This window comes from Anaeromyxobacter sp. SG17, from assembly GCF_022690695.1.
GTDB lineage: Bacteria > Myxococcota > Myxococcia > Myxococcales > Anaeromyxobacteraceae > Anaeromyxobacter > Anaeromyxobacter soli.
On sequence record NZ_JALCYX010000003.1, the window covers coordinates 168,146 to 186,573 of the forward strand.

Genomic DNA, 18,428 nt, shown 5'->3' on the forward strand with positions numbered 1-18,428 from the left:
GAGCGGCGGCGGCCCCGCACGCCGGGATCCCGGTGACGCGCGACGCGGGCCCGGCGGGCGCCGGCCGGGCCTCACCCCGCCCCGCCTCGTCCCTGGCGCACCGCTCGCCCTCCCCCTAAGCTCTCGCGCCCATGGATCCCTACGGGCTTCGCCGCGTGGTCTCGCCCAGGGGCGCGCTCCCCCAGCGCGCCGACGTCCTCGATCCCACCCTCCCGCTCGGCGAGGACGAGCTCTCCATCGAGGTCGAGGCGCTCAACGTGGACGCCGCGAGCTTCCGGCAGATCGAGGGCGCCGTGGGGCGCGACCCGGAGCGCATCGCGGCCGAGGTGCTGCGCATCGTGGGCGCGCGCGGGAAGCTCCAGAACCCGGTCACCGGCTCGGGCGGAATGCTCATCGGCCGCGTGCGCGCGGTGGGGCCGCGCCACCCGGCCGCCGCGTCGCTCCGTCCGGGCGACCGCGTCGCGACGCTCGTGTCGCTCTCCCTCACGCCGCTGCGGCTCGATCGGATCCGCGCCGTCCGGCCGGAGATCGACCGCGTCGAGTGCGACGGCGAGGCGATCCTGTTCGCGAGCGGGCTTTGGGCCCGGCTGCCGGCCGATCTTCCCGAGACGCTCGCCCTCGCGGCGCTCGACGTGTGCGGGGCCCCGGCGCTCGCCGCGCGCCTCGTCCGGCCCGGCGCGCGGGTCCTCGTGCTCGGCGCGGGCAAGTCGGGCCTGCTCGTCGCGGCGCACGCCCGCGAGCTCCTCCCCGGCACGGGCGGCGAGGTGGTGGCGGCCGATCGCTCCGAGGCGGCGCTCGCTGCCATCCGCGGCGCGGGCGCGTGCGACCGGACGATCGCCCTCGACGCCACCGACGCCGTCGCCGCGCTCGCCGCGGTCGAGGCCGCGGGCGGACCGTTCGACCTCGTCGTGAACTGCGCGAGCGTCGCGGGCACCGAGATGGCCTCCATCCTCGCGGTGAAGGACGGCGGCACGGTGCTCTTCTTCTCGATGGCGACGAGCTTCACCGCCGCCGCGCTCGGCGCCGAGGGCGTCGGCAAGGACGCGACGCTCCTCATAGGGAACGGCTACGTGCCCGGCCACGCCGAGCTCACGCTCGACCTGCTCCGCCGGAACGCGAAGCTCCGCGCGCTCTTCGAGGAGCGGTACGCGCGCTGAAGGTCGGGCGAGGTCGGACCCCGACGGCGTCCATCGGCCCGTCGAAGCTCCCGGAGGAGACCCGCGGCCGACGCCGACACCCACCTCCGCCGCCGTCCGGCGCACCTCCGCCTCGGCGTCGGTCGGGTCCGGGCGAGCCCATCCTTGTGGAGCCCGCCCGCCCGTTCTACTCTCGGGAAATGCCGCTCCTCGCCGGGCTCGTGGCCGCCCTGCTCGCTGCCACGCCCGCGCTTGCGCCCGCGTCGCCGCCGCCGGCCCCGCGTTCCGCCGAGTCGATCGAGGCGCGTGCAGGCGAGATCCTCGCGCGCGGCGACGTCCAGACGTCCCTCCCGTCCGAGTGGAAGCCGGTCGAGCTGCCCGACCTCCTCGCGACCGTGCTGCGGGTGCTCGTCTTCGCGGGGATCGCGCTGCTCGCGGCGCTCGCCGGCACCTGGCTCTTCCGGCGGCTCCGCGCTCGCTCCCGGGATCCCGAGGTCGAGGGTGGGTCCGGGACGGAGGCCGGCCCGGAGCCGATCCCCATCCTGTCCGCGGAGGCAGCCGCCGCGGCGGGCCGGTACGGCGAGGCGATTCATGCGCTGCTGCTCGACACGCTCGCGGCCCTCTCGCGCGCGGCGCGCCTCGCGCCGTCGCTCACCTCGCGCGAGATCGTGGGGCGCGTCCGGCTGGCGCCCCCGGCGCGCGAGGCGCTCGCAGGCCTCGTGACCGCGGTGGAGCTCTCTCACTTCGGCGGCGCGGTGCCGGGCGAGGCGGACTACCGCGCCTGCCTCGACCGGTTCCACGTCTTCCTCCAGAGCTTCCGGGGCACGACGTGAGCGGGCCCTTCTCCCGCCGCGGCGCCACGTGGCTCGCCCTCGCCGCGACCGCCTCGCTCGCAGCCGCCGCCTTCCTGGGCGTCTTCGGGGACGAGCTCTCCGAGCCGCCGTCCGTCGCGCCCGGCGCGTACAGCCGGTCCGCCATCGGCCACCGCGCGTTCGTCACGCTCCTCCGCGAGCTCGGGATCCCGACGCTCGTCTCGCGCCACCGGACCGCGGACAAGGCCGCCGACGGCGCGCTGGTCGTCCTCGCCGAGCCGGCGCTCGAGCCGGCCGACGAGAGGGGCCGGCGGACCGTGACCCTGGAGGAGATCGCCTCGGACGCCTCGCGGCTGCTCGTCGTGCTCCCGAAGCGGTCCGGGTTCCCCGATCCCAACCGGCCGCGCTGGCTCGGCGGCGCGAGCCTCCTGCCGCTCGCGGAGGTCCGGCGTGCCCTCGAGGTCCTCGAGCTCGACGCCGAGGTGGTCCGGCCGAGGCAGCTCACCGCCGCGTCCTGCGGGACGCTGCCGGCGGGGGCGGTGCTGGACGCCCCGCAGCTCCTGCGCTCCGACGCGCTCGTGCCCCTCGTCTCCTATGCGGAGGGCATGCTCGCCGGCGAGGTCGTGGACGAGGAGACGGGCCGCCGGATCGTGGTGCTCGCCGACCCGGACGTCCTCGCCAACCACGGCCTCGGGCGCGGCGAGAACGCGGCCCTCGCGCTGTGGCTCGTCGAGCGCCTCGGCGGGGGCGAGGTGCCCGTGGTGATCGACGAGACGCTCCATGGGCTGGACCTCCAGCCGTCCGTGGCCCGCGAGCTGTTCAGGTTTCCTCTCGTCCTCGCCACGGCGCAGGCGGCGCTCCTCGCGGCGCTCGCCGTCTGGGCCGGGCTCGTGCGCTTCGGCCGGCCGCGCCCGCCCGACGCGCTCCTCGCGCCCGGCAAGGCGTTCCTCGTCGAGAACACCGCGTCCCTGCTCCGCCACGGCGGGCACGTCGCGCACGTGCTCGGCGCGTACCTGCGCGCGGCGAAGGACGAGGTGGCGCGGAGGTCGCGGGCGCCCGGCGACCGGGCCGAGGCCCAGGACGCCTGGATCGCGCGGCTCGCCGCGGCGCGCGGCCGGAGCGACGCGCTCGCCCGGGCCGAGGCGCGCGTCCGCGCGCTCGAGGGGCGGGGGCGCGGGGCGGAGGAGGACGCGCTGCGGACGGCGCTGGAGATCCACACCTGGCGGGAGGAGATGACGCATGGAGCTGACGGCGATTCGAGACGTGACCGAGCGACTCCGGGCTGAGGTCCACCGGGTGGTCCTGGGCCAGGACGCCGCCCTCGACCTCATGCTCGTGGCGCTGCTCTCCGACGGGCACGTCCTGCTCGAGGGCGTCCCGGGCACGGCGAAGACCTTGCTCGCCCGCGCCTTCGCGGCCGCGCTCGGCATCGGCTTCAACCGCATCCAGTTCACGCCGGATCTCATGCCCGGCGACGTCGTCGGTACGAACATCTTCAACTTCCAGACGAGCGCGTTCGTGCTGACGCGCGGCCCCGTGTTCACCGACGTGCTCGTGGCCGACGAGATCAACCGCACGCCTCCGAAGACGCAGGCGGCCTTGCTCCAGGCGATGCAGGAGCGGGCCGTCACCATCGACGGCACCACCCATTCGCTCTCGCCGGGCTTCATGGTGCTCGCGACGCAGAACCCGATCGAGCAGGAGGGGACCTACCCGCTCCCGGAGGCCCAGCTCGACCGCTTCCTCTTCAAGGTGAGCGTGGGCTACCCGTCGCGCGACGAGGAGCGCGCGATGGTGCGCGTGCACGGCCACCGTACGGCGACGCCGCCCATCTCGGAGTTCGCGATCTCCTCGGTCGCCTCGCTCGAGGACCTCGTCGCCATGCGCGCGGCGGTCGCCGCCATCCGCCTGTCGGACGAGATCGTCGACTACGTCGTGGACCTCGTGCGCGCGACGCGCGCGCGGGCGCAGCTCCTGTGCGGCGCCTCGCCGCGCGCCGCCAACATGCTCGCGACGGCCGCGCGGGCGCTGGCCGCCACGCAGGGGCGGGCGTTCGTCATCCCCGACGACGTGAAGGCCCTCGCGCGGCCCGTGCTCCGGCACCGCATCGTCCTCGCGCCGGGCGCCGAGATCGAGGGCTCCACGCCGGACGCGGCGGTCGCGAGCGTCCTCGAGGAGGTGGAGGCCCCCCGGTGATCCACCCGACCCGCCGCGCCCTCCTGCTCGTGGCCGCAGGCTTTCCGGTCGCGCTCCTGCCCGCGCTCGTGCACCCGGGCTGTGGGGTGTCTGGCTCGTCGTGGCCGCCCTCACGCTCGCCGCCATCGGGGCCGACGCGATCCTGGCGCTGACGCCGGGGGCGCTCGCCGCGTCGATGGAGGTCCCCGAGTCGCTGTTCGTCGGCGAGGCGGGCGCAGCGCGCGTCGTCCTCTCGGCGGCGCGCGGGGCCGCGACGGTGGAGGTCCTCGCCGATCTGCACGCGGACCTCGACCCGCAGCCGCCGGCAGAGCTCCGCGTTCGCGCGGGCGAGCCGGCGGCGCTCGAGATCGCGCTCCGCGCACGCCGGCGCGGCAGGCCCACCGTGGACGCGATCTGGCTCCGCTGGCCGGGCCCGCTCGGCCTCGCCGCGCGGCGCAAGCGCGTCGCGATCGACCGCGCGGTGGCGGTGCTGCCGAACCTGCGCCCTGTCCGCGCCGCGGCCTTCCGCTACTTCGGCGCGCGGGAGCTCTCCGCCGGCGTGCAGGTCGAGCGGTTCCTGGGCGACGGCTCGGAGTTCGACGCGCTGCGCGAGTGGGTGCCCGGGCTCGACCCGCGGGCCATCAGCTGGAAGGCGACCGCGCGCCACCGCAAGCTCCTCGCCCAGGAGTTCCGCGCCGAGCGAAACCACCAGGTGGTCCTCGCGCTCGACACCGGTCACCTCATGGCCGAGCCGCTCGAGGGCGTGCCGCGCCTCGACCACGCCGTGACCTCGGCCCTCCTCCTCGGCTACGTGTCCCTCCGCCTCGGCGACCGCGTGGGGCTCTACGGCTTCGATCGCGCGGCGCGCGCCTGGACGGAGCCGCAGGGCGGGCTGGGAGCGTTCCCGCGCCTGCAGGCCGCCTCCGCCGGCCTCGCCTACTCGACCGAGGAGACGAACTTCACCGTCGGCCTCGCCGAGCTGTCGGCGCGCCTGCGCCGTCGCTCGCTCGTCGTGGTGTTCACCGAGTTCGTGGACACCGTGACCGCGGAGCTCATGCTCGAGAACCTCTCCCGGCTGGCGCGGCGGCAGCTCGTGGTGTTCGTGTCGCTGCGCGACCCGGGCGTCGAGGGGCTCGCGGGGGCCGCCGCGCGGCGGCTCGGGGACGTCTACCGCGCCGTGGTCGCCTCGGAGCTCGTGCGCGAGCGGGAGCGCGTCCTCGCGCGGCTGCGCCGCATGGGCGTCCACTGCGTGGACGCGCCGCCCGCCGCCGTCTCGACGCGCCTCGTGAACCGCTACCTCGACATCAAGCGCCGGGAGCTCATCGCGTGACCCTTGTCTTGAAGAGCGCGGCGTTCCGCGCCGAGCGGGAGCCCTCGTGGCGCGAGCTCGAGGGTCTCCTGGATCGGGTCGAGCGCCACGGCCTGCCCGGCCTCGCCTCCTCCGAGATCGCGCGGCTGCCGGCGCTCTACCGCGCCGCGCTCTCCTCCCTCTCCGTCGCGCGCGCGATCTCCCTCGATCGCAACGTCCTCGACTACCTGGAGACGCTCTCGGCGCGGGCGTACCTGGTCGTCTACGGGACGCGGCGGCACCTCAGGGACGCGCTCCGGGACTTCTTCGTCCACAGGTTCCCGGGCGCGGTCCGCGCCCACCGGCGCCACCTCGCGCTCGCGCTCGCCCTCATCGCGCTCGGCGCGGTGGTCGGTCACGCGCTGACGGCGCGCGACGCCGAGCGGTTCTACGCGTTCGTCGATCCCGCGATGGCGCAGGGGCGCGGGCCGACCTCCTCGACCGCCTCGCTCCGCGAGGCCCTGTACGCGCCGAGGGACGCCGCGCAGCTGCTCAAGACCTTCGCGATGTTCCTGTTCCAGCACAACGCGACCATCGGCCTGCTCGCGTTCGCGGTCGGGTTCGCGGGCGGCGTGCCGTCGGCGCTCCTGCTCTTCACGAACGGGCTCGTCCTCGGGGCGTTCGGCGCGCTCTACCGCTCGCGCGGCCTCGCGCTCGAGTTCTGGGGGTGGGTGCTGCCGCACGGCGTGACCGAGCTCCTCGCGGTGGCGCTCTGCGGTGCGGCGGGCCTCGCGCTCGGGCAGGCCGTGGTGTTCCCCGGCCGCGAGGAGCGGCTCGCCGGGCTCGCGCGCCGCGGGCGGGAGGCTGGCGTCCTCGCGGTCGGGGCCGTCGCCCTGTTCTTCGTCGCCGCCCTGGTGGAGGGGCTCTTCCGGCAGCTCGTCCACTCCGTCCCGATCCGCTACGGCGTCGCCGCCGCCACGTTCCTCTTCTGGACCGTCTACCTCGCTCGCGCAGGGAGGCGGGCGTGACCGCCGGCGGCGCGCGCACGCGCGAGGTCGTGACCCCCGACGGCGTGCCGCTGCGCTTCGCGATCGCGCTCGCGGGCGACCGCGCGGGTGCGTTCCTGCTCGACTACCTCCTCGTGCTCGCCGCGGTGCTCGTCTCGGTGCTCGCGATCTTCTTCCTGGTGGGGTGGGCGGGCGGCGCGGATCTCGCCCTGGCCGGCGCGCTGCTGGCGCTGTTCCTCGTCCGCACCTTCTACTTCACCTTCTTCGAGCTCTCGTGGCGGGGCCAGACACCGGGGAAGCGCAAGCTCGGGATCCGCGTCATCGACGCGCGCGGCGGTCCGCTCACGGCGGAGGCGATCATCACGCGGAACCTCACCCGCGAGCTGGAGGTGTTCCTGCCCATGACGGCGCTCGCCGGGCCCGACGCGGTCTACCCCGGCGCGCCGGCGGGCGTCGCCCTCGCGGCGCTCGCGTGGATGCTGCTGTTCGGGCTCCTGCCGCTCTTCAACCGCGATCGCCTCCGCGTGGGTGACCTCGTGGCGGGGACGATCGTCGTGCGCGCGCCCGACGCGCGATTGCTCGACGAGCTCGTCGCCGCGCCCGCGTCGCGAGCGGCGGACGGCTTCGCCTTCTCGCTGGAGCAGCTCGACGTGTACGGTGAGTACGAGCTGCACGTCCTCGAGGGGCTGCTCCGCGATGGGCCCGCCGCGCGCCCGGACGCGCTCGCGGCCGTCGCGGCGCGGATCCAGGAGAAGATCGGGTGGGACGCCCCGGCGCCGGACGACCGCGCGTTCCTGCGCGCCTACTACACGGCGCTGCGCGGCCGGCTCGAGCGGCGCCTCCTCCTGGGGAGGCGGCGGGCCCACAAGCTCGACCGCTCCTGAAAAAGGGCGGCGCGATCCGCGCGTCGCGGATCGCGCCCGCCGGCGGTCGGTGCTACCCGAAGACCTTCACGAGCGAGGCGGTGTCCACGCCCTCCTTCTCCGCGCGCAGGTCGTGGTACGCGACCGCGGGCGCGATCGCGCCGAGCGACCCGATGGCGAGGCTCACCACCGTGGAGATCACCATGCCGACGATGCCGGTGATCTGGCCGCCGAGCGCGGCGAGGGCCGGGAACACCAGGTTCACGAACGCGCTCACCCCCATGAACACCGCGAAGAACACCAGGAACGCGGCGAAGATGGCGAGGCGCCGGCCCTTCGTGAGCTGGAAGCTGCGCCTCACCGAGCCGAAGATCCCGTTGCGCTCGACGACGGCCACGGGCACCGACACGCTCACGGCCGTCAGCACGATGAGTCCCGGGACGATGAGCAGGACGAACCCGAGCACCGACGCGAGGTAGCAGATCACGCCCACGCCGAGCACGACAGGCGCGCGGCGCAGGCCCGCGCGGAGGAGATCCCCGAGCTGGACCGGCTGGCCGGCCAGGCTCTGGATCGCCCCGTAGGTGAGCGCCGCCATCTGGACGAGGAGGAGCGCCATCGCGACGAGCCAGACGACGGCGAACGCCCCCATGGCCCCCGAGATCGCCGCCGGGTCCACCTGCGCACCTGGCGTCCGGAAGAAGAGGTTTCCGACGCCGAGCGCGACGGCGACCACCATCATCGGCACGTAGACGACGAGCGCGAGGACGAAGAACTTGCCGAGGTTGCTCCACCAGATCGAGAACGAGCGCGAGAGCAGGTTGCCGACGGTGAAGCGCCGCTCCGCGCCGACGGCGAGCGGTGCGGGCGGCGGCGCTGCGGGGATCGTTGCGGGAAGGTTCATCTCGTGACCTCCAGGAGAGAGGCGGCGAGCATAGTTTGCACCACCCGTGACGTCGAGGATCCACCGTGTGTGCGGGCTTCGCCCACAGCTCTTCGCCGCGCCGCGTTGTCCCGGAGTCACTCGACCCGCGGGCCGCGGGGCGAGCGGACGTGACCCGGCTTCCGGGCAGCGCTCGAGCCCGACGCTCGACGAGCACACGCCCGTCAGATCTCGAAATCCGGCTTCGAATCGTGAACGAGCTCCAGCTCCGCGTACACCCGACGCCGCAGCTCGTCGAACTCGGGGCTCGTCCGGGAACGGGGGCGCGGCAGCGGCACGGGGATGACGGTCTTCACCCGTCCTGGGTTCGTCGCCATCACGAGGATGCGATCGGCGAGGAACACGGACTCCTCGATGTCGTGGGTCACGCAGATGATGGTCTTCCGCTTCTCTTCCCAGATCCGCGCCAGCTCCTCCTGGAGCTTGATGCGCGTGATCGCGTCCAGCGCGCCGAACGGCTCGTCCATGAGGATGCACTCGGGATCCACGGCGAGCGCGCGCGCCAGCGCGATGCGCTGCTGCATGCCGCCCGAGAGCTCGTGCGGATGATGCTCGGCGAACGAGGACAGGCCGACGAGGTCGAGACACTGCATCGCTTGATCGCGGCGCTGGCGCCGGGGAACCCCGGACACCTCGAGCCCGTACTCGACGTTGCGCAGCACGCTGCGCCAGGGGAACAGGCCGTAGCTCTGGAACAGGGTCACGACCCGGCGCTGCGGCCCGTCCACGATCGCGCCGTCGATCTCCACGGAGCCTCGCGACGGGAAGTCGAACCCCGCGAGGATGTTGAGGAGCGTGGACTTCCCGCAGCCGCTGGGGCCCACCAGGCACACGAGCTCGCCCCCCCGGATCTCGAGGTCGACCGCGGCCAGCGCGACCGTCGTCCCGCTCCGGGTCGCGAAGCGCTTCTCGACCGAGCGCAGCACGATGCGCGCCTGCTTCATGTCACGTCCCCGGGCGCCGGCACCGCGCCCCACGCCCGGTAGATGCGGCGCTCGGCGGCGCCGATGGCCTTGTCGAGCGCGAGCCCCACGACGCCGATGACGAGGACCGCGAAGAGGAGCAGGTCCGTCCGCAGGAAGTTGCGCGCATCCATGACGAGGAAGCCGAGGCCCGAGCGCGCCCCCAGCATCTCTCCGGCCACGAGGTAGACCCACGCCGCGCCGAGCGCGATGTGGAGCCCGACGGCCACCTGGGGGAAGGCCGCGGGCACGACCACCTTCAGCACGATGTCCCGCTCGCTCGACCCGAAGTTCCGGGCGATCCGCAGCAGGAGCGGATCGACCCGGCGCACCGCGGCGACCGTGCTGAGGAGCGCCGGGAAGAACGACGCGAGGAAGATGATGGCGATGGCGGGCACGTCTCCGATCCCGAGCCACAGCACGGCCAGGGGGAACCAGGCGATCGGCGACACCGGGCGCAACAGCTGGACCACGGGGTCGAACGCCCGCCAGAGCCGCTCGCGCCAGCCGAAGACGAGCCCCAGCGTCACCCCGAGCGTCCCTGCGAGAGCGTAGGCGACGAGGAAGCGGGCCAGGCTCGCGCCGACGTGCACGAACAGCGTCCCGTCCGCCAGGATCTGGGCGCCGGCGCCCAGCACCGCGATGGGGCCGGGGAGCTGCTCGGCCGTCCACCGCCCGGACCACGCCGCCGCCTCCCAGGCGAGGACGAGCGCCGCGATCCCCGAGACCGGCACGAGCCAGCGATCGAGCGCGCGCGTCACCTGCGACGCCGTGACGGACGACGCGCGCCGGGAGGCGAGGGCCGGCAGGGCGATCGCGTCCGAGGCCTCGCCCTCGGCCGGCCTGGCGGGCTGCGGCGCCGGACCCGGGTCCGCGGCGTACGGTGGGGCGCCCATGCTCACCTCGCGTAGGCGTGCCTGGCGAACCGGTCGTCCAGGAACGCCCCCAGCTCCACCCGCGAGGTCGCGATGTCGAACCTGAGCATGTCCGCCTGCGTGACTTCCAGGTCATTCAGCTCCGGCAGGAGGTTGTCGTAGGTCACGCGGTCATGCGGATGCGTCAGGACGTGGCGGATGATCTCCGGCTTCTGTCCGAGGTACCGCGTCGACAGCTCCGCGGCCTCGTCCCGGTGCTCACCCACGAACCGGCCCGCCGCGACGAGCCCGTCGACGAGCTCCTGGACGACCTGTGCGTGCGCCGCGATGAGGTCCTCTCGGACGAGGAGCGCGCAGCAGACGTGGTTCGGCCAGACGTCCTTCGACAGCGTGAGGACCTTCCCGACGTTTTGCAGCTCGGCCTGGGCCCCGAACGGCTCAGCGACGATGAACCCGCCGATGCGGTCCGTCGCGAGCGCCTGGACCATCTCCGGCGGCGGCATCTCCACGATCTGCACGTCGCGGCCCGCCTCGAGCCCCTCGCCGGCGAGGATCCGCCGCAGCAGGATGTGGTGCGTCGAGAACCGGCTCGGGATCGCGATCGTCTTCCCTTTCAGATCCGCGATCGACGAGACCGCACCGCCCGCCTTCACCGTCAGCGCGCTGCCGTTGCGATGCCCGAGCAGCACGAGCTTCACCGGGACCCCCTTTGCGCGGAGGGTCAGCCCGATGGGCGTGAGGGCGAACGCAGCCTCGACCCGGCCGCCCTTCACCGCCTCCGCCAGCTCGGGCCAGCTCGCGAACTTGACGGGCTCCAGGGTGAACGTCCTGAAGCTCGTCCTCGCGCCCGCGATCACGGTCAGGTGATCCGTGAGCGGCAGGTACCCCAGCCGGACGGTGGGCTTCGAGCTCGACTGGCTCCGGCATGCGGGGACGAGGGCGCCGCACGCCACGGCGGCGCCGCCTGTCCCGACGAGCTTCAGGAGGTCCCTTCGCGTGATCGGTCGCATGCTCATTGCCCCATGGAGTGTTGGCCAGCCCAGCCGAGCGCGAGGCGCTTGCGGCGGAGGTGCATCCGGACGAGCTGCGCGCCGAGCCGCGGCTCGGGCTCCGTGTAGATCTTGGCGCCCACGAGCTTCAAGACGCCTTCGGTCCCGGCCAGGAAGTCGATGACGTCGTTGCTGCCGCGCTCCAGCTCGCCCGGCTCGCCCGGCTTCGGGCGCGGGATGGCGGGTGGAATGGGGCCCGGGAAGCCGACCAGATTGCTCACGCCGTGCACGAGGAACGTGAGCCCCTGCCCCACCGTCTTCTCGTTCCCCGGCTCGGGCCCGATGAACATGAACGGGAGGTCCTTCACCGCGACGCCGGCCGCGCGCGAAACCTCGGCGAAGAGGCGGAGCGTCCGCGTGTTGTCGACGCACCCGCCCACCGCCAGCACGGGCGGGATGCCGAGCTGACGGCAAAGGCGCCCGAGGCCGGGGCCCGCCTGGCCCGCGGCGTCCGGTCCGCAGAGGCCGTCGTTGAGGAGCGCGTGGGCGCAGCACCCCGTCGTGAGGAGGAGCACGTCGGAGCGAATGAGCTCGCGCGCGAGCGTCACGTGGTTGTGCTCGTACGGCACCTTGGGCGTGTTGCAGCCGACGATGGTGGCGATGCCCTTGAGCGTCCCGCTCCGGAGGAGCTCGACGATGCGCTCCGCGCCGCCGAGCGTGTCGAGGATGTTCTCGTAGCTCCACCCGACCTGGGCGGCGGTGGTGACCTGCGGGATGTGGATCTTCGAGCGGTCGCGCCTCGCGAAGGCTTCGACGGCCGCGCGGGCCACCCGCTCGGCGTCCGCCTGGAGCTGCTCCGGCTCCTCGGGATCGAACGGGACGTGGAGCGCTCCGGGGATCCGGTTCGACTTGCAGGTCGTGATGATCTGCGTCCCGAAGCAGTCGGCCAGGATCTTCGCCCCGGGGATGACGCACTGCATGTCCACGACCACCGCGTCGACGGCGCCGGTCCCGAGCACGAGCTCCTGGCCGCCGATGTTCGTGACGGTCGAGACGCCGTGTCGCGCGAGCAGCTCCTCGCCCGAGCAGCAGAGCCCGCCCACCACGATCCCCGCCGCGCCGGCCGCGCTCGCGAGCTGCTGGATCTCCGGGCTCCGGAGCTTCTCCAGGATCACCTCGACCATCACCGGAGAGTGGCCGTGCATGAGCACGTTCACGTGGTCGGCCTTCAGGATCCCGTAGTTCACGGTCGTGATCCGCTGCTGCGGCAGGCCGAACAGCATCTCGGTCGCGAACGAGGACCCGAAGAGCGTGCTGTAGCAGTAGGCCAGCGCGGCCCGCAGCTCCTGCGCGGCGAGCGCCGTCCAGTCCGTGCAGCCGCCGAGCGTGGTCATGTGGAGCGCTTCCATGACCTCGTAGGAAGCGCTGCGGGGGAGGATGCCGAGCCCCCTCCACGTCTCCTGCCGCTCCGGCGGGGCGAACGCTTCGAGGGTTAAGGGGGGACGCGTCGAGCCTGCCGAGATCCTCGAGGAGGATCCGGGTCACCTCGCGCGCCACGTCCGCGATCGGCCGGCCTTCGGCCGGGACGCCGAAGCGGCCCGCCAGCTCGAGCACGCGCGCCTCGCCCTTGATCGCGAGGTGTGCCTTGCCGTCCGCGGCGGCGAGCACCGAGAACATCGCCTCGTGCGCGTGACGCCCGTGCGCCGAGAGCCCGGCGACGAGCGCGCGCAGCACGTTGCCGATGACCATCGCGTTCTGGTCCTTGCCGCAGATGCCGCGCTCGGCGCGCGGGCCGATCCGGCACGGCCCCCACTGGCACATCCGGCAGCATCGACCGGTGAGGCCGAACGTGCACTGCGGCTTCTGCTGCTCGAACCGGTCGAAGAGCGTCTCGACCCCGAGCGCCTCGAGCCGCTGCAGGAGCTCGCGGGACGCGGGGTTCGGCGTCGACGCGACGTGCTCGGCCTTGTCCGGCACCTCGACGTTGAGGACGGGCAGGTGCTGCTTCATGAGAAGACCCTCGTCGACAGGTAGCGCTCGCCGGTGTCGGGCAGGAGGACGACGACGAGCTTCCCTTCGTTCTCGCGCCGCCGTGCGACCTCGATCGCGGCGTGCGCGGCCGCGCCCGCCGAGATCCCGACGAGCAGGCCCTCCTCGCGCGCCAGCCGCTGCGTCACCGCGAAGGCCTGCTCCGTGGAGACGCGAACGATCTCGTCGATGACGTCGACGTTGAGTACCTCGGGGATGAACCCTGCCCCGATCCCCTGCAGGTGGTGCGGCCCCGGCATGCCGCCCGAGAGCACCGGCGAGTCGTCGGGCTCCACGGCGACGATGCGCACACCCTCCTTGCGCGCCTTGAGCACCTCGCCCACTCCCGTGATCGTGCCGCCGGTGCCCACCCCCGACACGAAGACGTCCACGCCGCCGTCCGTGTCGTCCCAGATCTCGACCGCCGTGGTGCGCCGATGTGCGGCGGCGTTCGCGGGGTTCGCGAACTGCTGGGGTACGAAGGCGTCGGCGTTCTCGCGCGCAAGCTCGGCCGCCTTGCGCACTGCGCCACGCATCCCTTGCGCACCCGGCGTGAGCACCAGCTCCGCGCCATAGGCGGCGAGCAGCTTCCTGCGCTCGACGCTCATCGTCTCCGGCATCGTGAGGATCAGCCGATAGCCCCGGGCCGCGGCGACCAGCGCCAGGCCGATCCCGGTGTTGCCCGACGTCGGCTCGATGAGCGTGGTGCGCCCCGGAGCGATGCGCCCCTCGCGCTCTGCGGCGAGGATCATCTCGAGGGCGACGCGATCCTTGACGCTCCCGCCCGGATTGAACGACTCGAGCTTTGCGGCGACCGCCGCGACCTGACCGGGCTGCGGCTTCAGGCGCAGCAACGGGGTTCGCCCCACGAGGGCGAGGATGTCGTCGTGGATCATGCGCGCAAACTTAGCGGAGGAACTTCCGTTATCTCGGCCACGTCCGTCATGGTAGCAAAACGTCTGCCACGCCGGATGGGGACGCGCTCTGGGGGGCCGGTGCGCGGTGCGGCCCGCCGCGGCGACGGTCAGGCCGGGAGCGTGCGCAGGGCCGCGTCCAGGTCGGCGATCAGATCCGCGGGCTCCTCGATCCCGACGGAGAGCCGGATCACGCCATCGGTGATGCCGGCGCGCTGGCGGGCCTCGGGCGACATGGACGCGTGCGTCATCGACGCGGGGTGCGCGACCAGGCTCTCCACACCGCCCAGGCTCTCCGCGAGCGTGAACCAGCGCAGGGTCCTCAGCACGTGGTCGACACGATCACGCCGGCCGTCGGCCAGCTCGAAGCTCACCATGCCGCCGAAGCCGGTCTGCTGCTGCCGCGCGAGCGCGTGCTGCGGGTGGCTCGCGAGCCCCGGATAGTGCACCTTCGCGACCGCTGGGTGCGCGGCGAGGAAATCGGCGACGGCCCGGCCCCCGGCCTCGTGCGCGCGCATGCGGAGCTGCAGCGTCTTGAGGCCGCGCAGGACGAGGAAGCAATCGTGCGGACTCTGCGACGTGCCTAGCAGGTTGTTGACGCTCTGGATCCGCTGGACCAGCAGGTTCTTGCCGGGCGCGGCCACGACCGCGCCGCCCACCACGTCGCTGTGTCCGTTCAGGTACTTCGTCGTGGAGTGGACCACGAGATCGGCGCCGCGCCGGAACGGCTGCTGGGAGGCCGGCGAGAGGAACGTGTTGTCGACGACGGTGAGCGCGTCGTGGCGTCGCGCGAGCGCGGCGACCGCGGCGACGTCGGTCAGGCGCAGGAGCGGATTCGAGGGGGTCTCGATCCAGACCATGCGCGTGTTCGGCCGGAAGGCGGCGGCGACCGCGTCGAGGTCGGCGAGGTCGAGGTACGTGACCTCGAGACCGTAGGCGGCCTTCGCGTGCTCCAGTGCGCGGAAGGTGCCTCCGTAGCAGTCCACGGTGCAGAGGAGATGGCTGCCGTGCGGGAGGAGGTTCAGCGCGACGATCACCGCGCTCATGCCCGTGCTCGTACAGGTGGCGCCCGAGCCGCCCTCCAGGACCGCGAGCGCCTCCTCCAGCGCCGCGCGCGTCGGGTTGCCGCTGCGCGTGTAGTCGTAGCCGGCGTTCGTGCACACGTCGCGGAACGCGAACGTGGACGACTGGTAGATCGGCGGCATCACCGCGCCGTACGTGGGATCGGGCTGCACGCCGGCATGGACGCACGTGCCCAGGCGAGCGCCGGGCACGAGCGCGGCGCGCCCCGCCCAGCCGGCCTTCGCAGGCGACCCCGGCGGCACGATGGTGAAGTGGTACGCGGGGTTCCCGGGGATGTTCGGGTCCAGATGAGCTTCGTCGGACATGCAACCTCCCCGCGCCGCTGCGATCGAGCAGTGCGTAGCGTTTGCGGTTGTATCTGGGCCAGGGTCCTGCGGCAGCGGCGACATCCGTCATACCGGATGGACGTCTCGGATGCAAGATGGGGTGCCGCCCTGCTCGTGCCGGCCGATCGTCATCCCGTACCCATCCTCACGCATTGGAGAGCGGTCTCTCCGAAGCGGCGGCACGGATCGAGTGGCGGCGTGTGGCTCTCTCGTCCCATGAAGAGGGCTGAACTGGTACGGTTGGTTGCGCCTCGAACTGGTACGGTTGGTTACGCCATGGTTACGCGCGACGCGCGAGGTGGCGTAGGTGCTCCTGGGGCCGTGGCGGAACTGGCAGACGCGGCGGACTTAAAATCCGCTGCCGCGGAAGCGGCGTCCCGGTTCGATCCCGGGCGGCCCTACTCTCCCATCCTTGGTCGAGCCGTCGCGCGACGCGCGCTCGCGTCGCGCTACTGCTCGATGGCCCCGACGTCCGCCAGCCCGCCGCTGCGCGTCGCCCCCGTCTGGTCGGTCGGCTCGCGCAGGTACGTCTGGGTCACCCGCTCGACGGTGAGGGACACGTTGCCGAGCGGCCCGGTCACGAACGTTCCCCAGAAGTCGTCACCGAGGCGGACCATCCCGAGCCTGTCGCCGATCGCGACGTCGAGATCGCGCCAGAACTTGATCCAGGGCGCGTTCCGCGGGTCGGAAGGCCAGGTGACGGGGTGCTCGTACCAGGTGGTCCCGGTCAGGTCCCCGAACCCGCTCCCGAAGTCGCTGCCCAGCTCGGACCCGTACTCCTGTCTGAGCTGCAGGATCACGTGGTTCAGGAAGTCGTCCGTCGGGACACCGTAGCCCGTGTATCGGCCGTTCACATACGTGAGCGGGTACGGGGCGGCCGGGATCTTGTCGGCGGCCGCCGTGCCCGGCGGGTACCAGAGGAGCGCAGGCCCGCCGGCGTCCGTGCCGGCGGACACGATCGACTCATGGAAGCGCGCCCCTGCGACGTCGAGCGCGGCGCCGAGCGCGACGCCCTCCTGGTCGCCCAGCTTCGGCCAGCGCCTCCGGTTCAGGTGCCCCCAGGCCGGCACCGGGACCAGGATCTGGCTGAAGTCGATCCGCCCCACGACGTTGTAGCCAGCGCTGCGGAAGTCGAGGATCGAGCCCGGGAACCAGTCCTCGGCGACACCGTTGAGCGTGTTCCCCACGACGATCGAGTTCTGCAGCCACACGTACTCGACGGTGTGCGCGTTCCCGATGGTGGCAGCCACGCCTCCGCCGCCGACGTTCGGCCTGCCGCTGAAGATCGCGGCCGGGCCGTCGACGGCGTTCTCGGCGATGGTGCTCGCGACGACCGAGAGCGATCCGCCGCCCATGTACACGCCGCTGCCGCGGTAGTAATACTGCCCGTCCTGGGGCAGGGCGTCGTTGTCCTCCACCAGGTTCCTCGCCACCGTGCTGTTCTTGATCTCCATCGTGGCGAGGTTGTTCGGCCCGCCGGAGAGGGTGAAGATGCCGCCGCCGTACGCGTGCTGGGCACGGACGAGATTGCCGCTGACCGTGCAGCGGTCGAGGAACGTGTTGTTGCCGCGCCCCGACGTGCTGTCGGCGCCGCCGACCGAGTAGACGCCGCCTCCCGCGGCCCCGTATCCGATCGCCGCGTTCCCGCTCACGACGACGCCGCGCAGGACGAGGCCGTTGGCGTAGATCCCGCCGCCGTAGCTGCCGCGGTCACGGGAGGCCTGGGTGTCGCCCACGACCGTGTTGCCCGCGATCGTGCACCGCTCGAGCGTGGCGGTGCCCCACACCGCCAGGCCGCCGCCCCTGGCCAGCGTGAACGGTTGGGTGGAGCCGGAGATGGGTTCGGCAACCGAGGAACCCGACGAGATCATGACGTTGTTCATCGCCAGGTTGCCGTAGACCGCGAGCACGCGCGCGTGGCTGGTGTCGCCGCCGTTCCAGCGCAGGGTGATGCCGTTCGGCAGCATCGAGGCGTCGATGACGACGTCCTTGCGCGCGTACAGCGCCGAGCGCCCATAGTCGCGCTCCTGGTATCCGGAGAACGCGCCCGCCGCGTACACCTCGCCCTTCAGCACCGTGTGCTCGTCCCCCACGATCGACAGCAGGATCGTCCCGCCGTCGAGCGAGCGGTCGAACGTGATCCGCTCGCCCGAGGCGGCGGCCGCGAGCGCCGACCTCAGCGTCACCGCGCGGCCCGTCGGGCTCGCCACGTCCTCGAGACTATTGACGACGAGTGACCCGCTCGGCTGCGCGGCGTAGGTCGCCGTGAGCGCGACGCCGGAGTAGGCCTTGTCCGCGTCGAGCACCACGTACCAGGCCCCGGCGGAGGGGTTGGGGATCGTGCACGACTCGTCGTTGGTCCTCGCCGCGCTCCGGCAGTCGTACGTCCTCGTGGTGGGCACCCAGCCCTGACGGACGTACAGGTTGGCGTTCCCCGTCCCTCCCGCCGTGGAGACCACGAGGGAGCTCTGACCGGCGGGCACGCCGATCGCGAAGCAGGGCTGCTCACCTTGCGCCGCCGAGAGCCCCGTCGAGGCGACGCCTTCCTGGAGCGGGGTACAGGTCGCGCCCTCGTGCGCGGCGACGAGGGTCGCGCCGGAGAACGCGGTCCGCGCGTAGAGCATCACGAACCAGGTGCCGGGCGCGGGGTCGGCGATCGTGCACCTGTCGCCGCCGGTCCTCGCGCTGCTCCGGCAGTCGTACTCCCTGAGCGTCGGCATTGCGCCGAACCGGACGTAGAGATCGGCGTTGCCGGTCAGCTGGGTCACGTCCACTGTCAGTGATCGCTGGCCGGCGGGCACGGTGAGGCCGAAGCAGCGCTGCTGGCCTTGCGCCGCCCAGAGGTTGGTGATCGGCACTCCGTCCTGGAGCTGGACACACGTGCTCAGGCTCGTGAGCTCCTGCGCGGCGGTGTGGGAGCTGCCGTGCGCGACCGTCGCAGCCGCGACGACCGCGAAGACGATCCGGATCGCGTGTGCGTGCATGGTCCCCTCGTCACGCCTGCAATGGCGCGAATTGCTCACGCGC

15 protein-coding genes, 1 tRNA gene and 1 pseudogene are annotated in these 18,428 nt (G+C 73.0%); 8 read left to right on the top strand and 9 right to left on the bottom strand.

All coding sequences use genetic code 11. From position 1 onward, the window contains the following. The first annotated feature begins 131 nt into the window (after nt 1-131). The 7 genes from MNY60_RS02665 to MNY60_RS02695 all read left to right on the top strand — a co-directional run bounded on the left by MNY60_RS02665 (nt 132) and on the right by MNY60_RS02695 (nt 7,302). Complete coding sequence (locus MNY60_RS02665; protein ID WP_242339542.1) at nt 132-1,157, top strand: L-erythro-3,5-diaminohexanoate dehydrogenase; 1,026 nt, start codon at nt 132-134, stop codon at nt 1,155-1,157. Nucleotides 1,158-1,336: 179 nt separating this feature from the next. Further along, entirely contained in the window at nt 1,337-1,969 is a 633-nt protein-coding gene (locus MNY60_RS02670; RefSeq protein WP_242339544.1) for a DUF4129 domain-containing protein, read from the top strand. Further along, nucleotides 1,966-3,234 (top strand): DUF4350 domain-containing protein, encoded by a 1,269-nt coding sequence (locus tag MNY60_RS02675; protein ID WP_242339546.1) that lies wholly within the window; start codon nt 1,966-1,968, stop codon nt 3,232-3,234. The genes MNY60_RS02670 and MNY60_RS02675 overlap by 4 nt, the downstream gene beginning before the upstream one ends. Beyond that, nucleotides 3,188-4,144, top strand: coding sequence for a MoxR family ATPase (locus tag MNY60_RS02680; RefSeq protein WP_255821063.1), 957 nt, complete (start codon nt 3,188-3,190; stop codon nt 4,142-4,144). Before MNY60_RS02675 ends, MNY60_RS02680 begins: the two co-directional genes overlap by 47 nt. A gap of 100 nt (nt 4,145-4,244) precedes the next feature. Next, entirely contained in the window at nt 4,245-5,453 is a 1,209-nt protein-coding gene (locus MNY60_RS02685) for a DUF58 domain-containing protein (RefSeq protein WP_242359995.1), read from the top strand. Continuing rightward, nucleotides 5,450-6,439 carry a stage II sporulation protein M gene (locus MNY60_RS02690; RefSeq protein ID WP_242339552.1) on the top strand — a complete coding sequence of 330 codons (990 nt, stop codon included), beginning with the start codon at nt 5,450-5,452 and terminating at the stop codon, nt 6,437-6,439. The genes MNY60_RS02685 and MNY60_RS02690 overlap by 4 nt, the downstream gene beginning before the upstream one ends. Then, a complete protein-coding gene (locus tag MNY60_RS02695) occupies nt 6,436-7,302 on the top strand; it encodes an RDD family protein (RefSeq protein WP_242339554.1) in 867 nt (288 codons plus the stop codon). The genes MNY60_RS02690 and MNY60_RS02695 overlap by 4 nt, the downstream gene beginning before the upstream one ends. Nucleotides 7,303-7,354: 52 nt before the next feature. Here MNY60_RS02695 and MNY60_RS02700 read toward each other — a convergent pair whose 3' ends face one another. The 8 genes and pseudogenes from MNY60_RS02700 to MNY60_RS02730 all read right to left on the bottom strand — a co-directional run bounded on the left by MNY60_RS02700 (nt 7,355) and on the right by MNY60_RS02730 (nt 15,380). Beyond that, nucleotides 7,355-8,185: a hypothetical protein gene (locus MNY60_RS02700; protein WP_242339556.1), complete on the bottom strand. Its 831-nt coding sequence runs from the start codon at nt 8,183-8,185 to the stop codon at nt 7,355-7,357. Nucleotides 8,186-8,388: 203 nt separating this feature from the next. After that, the gene (locus MNY60_RS02705) at nt 8,389-9,168 is read right to left on the bottom strand and encodes an ABC transporter ATP-binding protein (RefSeq protein WP_242352771.1); all 780 of its coding nucleotides are present in this window, start codon (nt 9,166-9,168) and stop codon (nt 8,389-8,391) included. Next, nucleotides 9,165-10,082 (bottom strand): ABC transporter permease, encoded by a 918-nt coding sequence (locus tag MNY60_RS02710; protein ID WP_242339559.1) that lies wholly within the window; start codon nt 10,080-10,082, stop codon nt 9,165-9,167. The genes MNY60_RS02705 and MNY60_RS02710 overlap by 4 nt, the downstream gene beginning before the upstream one ends. A 2-nt stretch (nt 10,083-10,084) precedes the next feature. Then, entirely contained in the window at nt 10,085-11,071 is a 987-nt protein-coding gene (locus MNY60_RS02715) for an ABC transporter substrate-binding protein (protein ID WP_242352775.1), read from the bottom strand. Between the two features lie 2 nt (nt 11,072-11,073). Further along, nucleotides 11,074-12,573, bottom strand: a complete 1,500-nt coding sequence (locus MNY60_RS02720; RefSeq protein WP_308197111.1) for a hypothetical protein — start codon at nt 12,571-12,573, stop codon at nt 11,074-11,076. A 43-nt stretch (nt 12,574-12,616) separates the two neighbouring features. Beyond that, nucleotides 12,617-13,060, bottom strand: a pseudogene (locus tag MNY60_RS24440) (hypothetical protein); the annotation flags it as partial. Next, nucleotides 13,057-13,974, bottom strand: a complete 918-nt coding sequence (gene cysK / locus MNY60_RS02725; protein ID WP_242339566.1) for a cysteine synthase A — start codon at nt 13,972-13,974, stop codon at nt 13,057-13,059. The pseudogene MNY60_RS24440 and the gene cysK, both read right to left, overlap by 4 nt. Before the next feature lie 128 nt (nt 13,975-14,102). Further along, on the bottom strand, nt 14,103-15,380 hold the full coding sequence (locus tag MNY60_RS02730; protein WP_242359996.1) for a PLP-dependent aspartate aminotransferase family protein: 1,278 nt from the start codon (nt 15,378-15,380) through the stop codon (nt 14,103-14,105). A 336-nt stretch (nt 15,381-15,716) separates the two neighbouring features. On the opposite strand from MNY60_RS02730, the gene MNY60_RS02735 reads away from it, so the two are divergent. Then, nucleotides 15,717-15,802, top strand: a tRNA-Leu gene (locus tag MNY60_RS02735). A 48-nt stretch (nt 15,803-15,850) separates the two neighbouring features. On the opposite strand, the gene MNY60_RS02740 is transcribed toward MNY60_RS02735, so the two are convergent. After that, complete coding sequence (locus tag MNY60_RS02740; protein ID WP_242339569.1) at nt 15,851-18,385, bottom strand: PPC domain-containing protein; 2,535 nt, start codon at nt 18,383-18,385, stop codon at nt 15,851-15,853. Between the last annotated feature and the right edge of the window lie 43 nt (nt 18,386-18,428).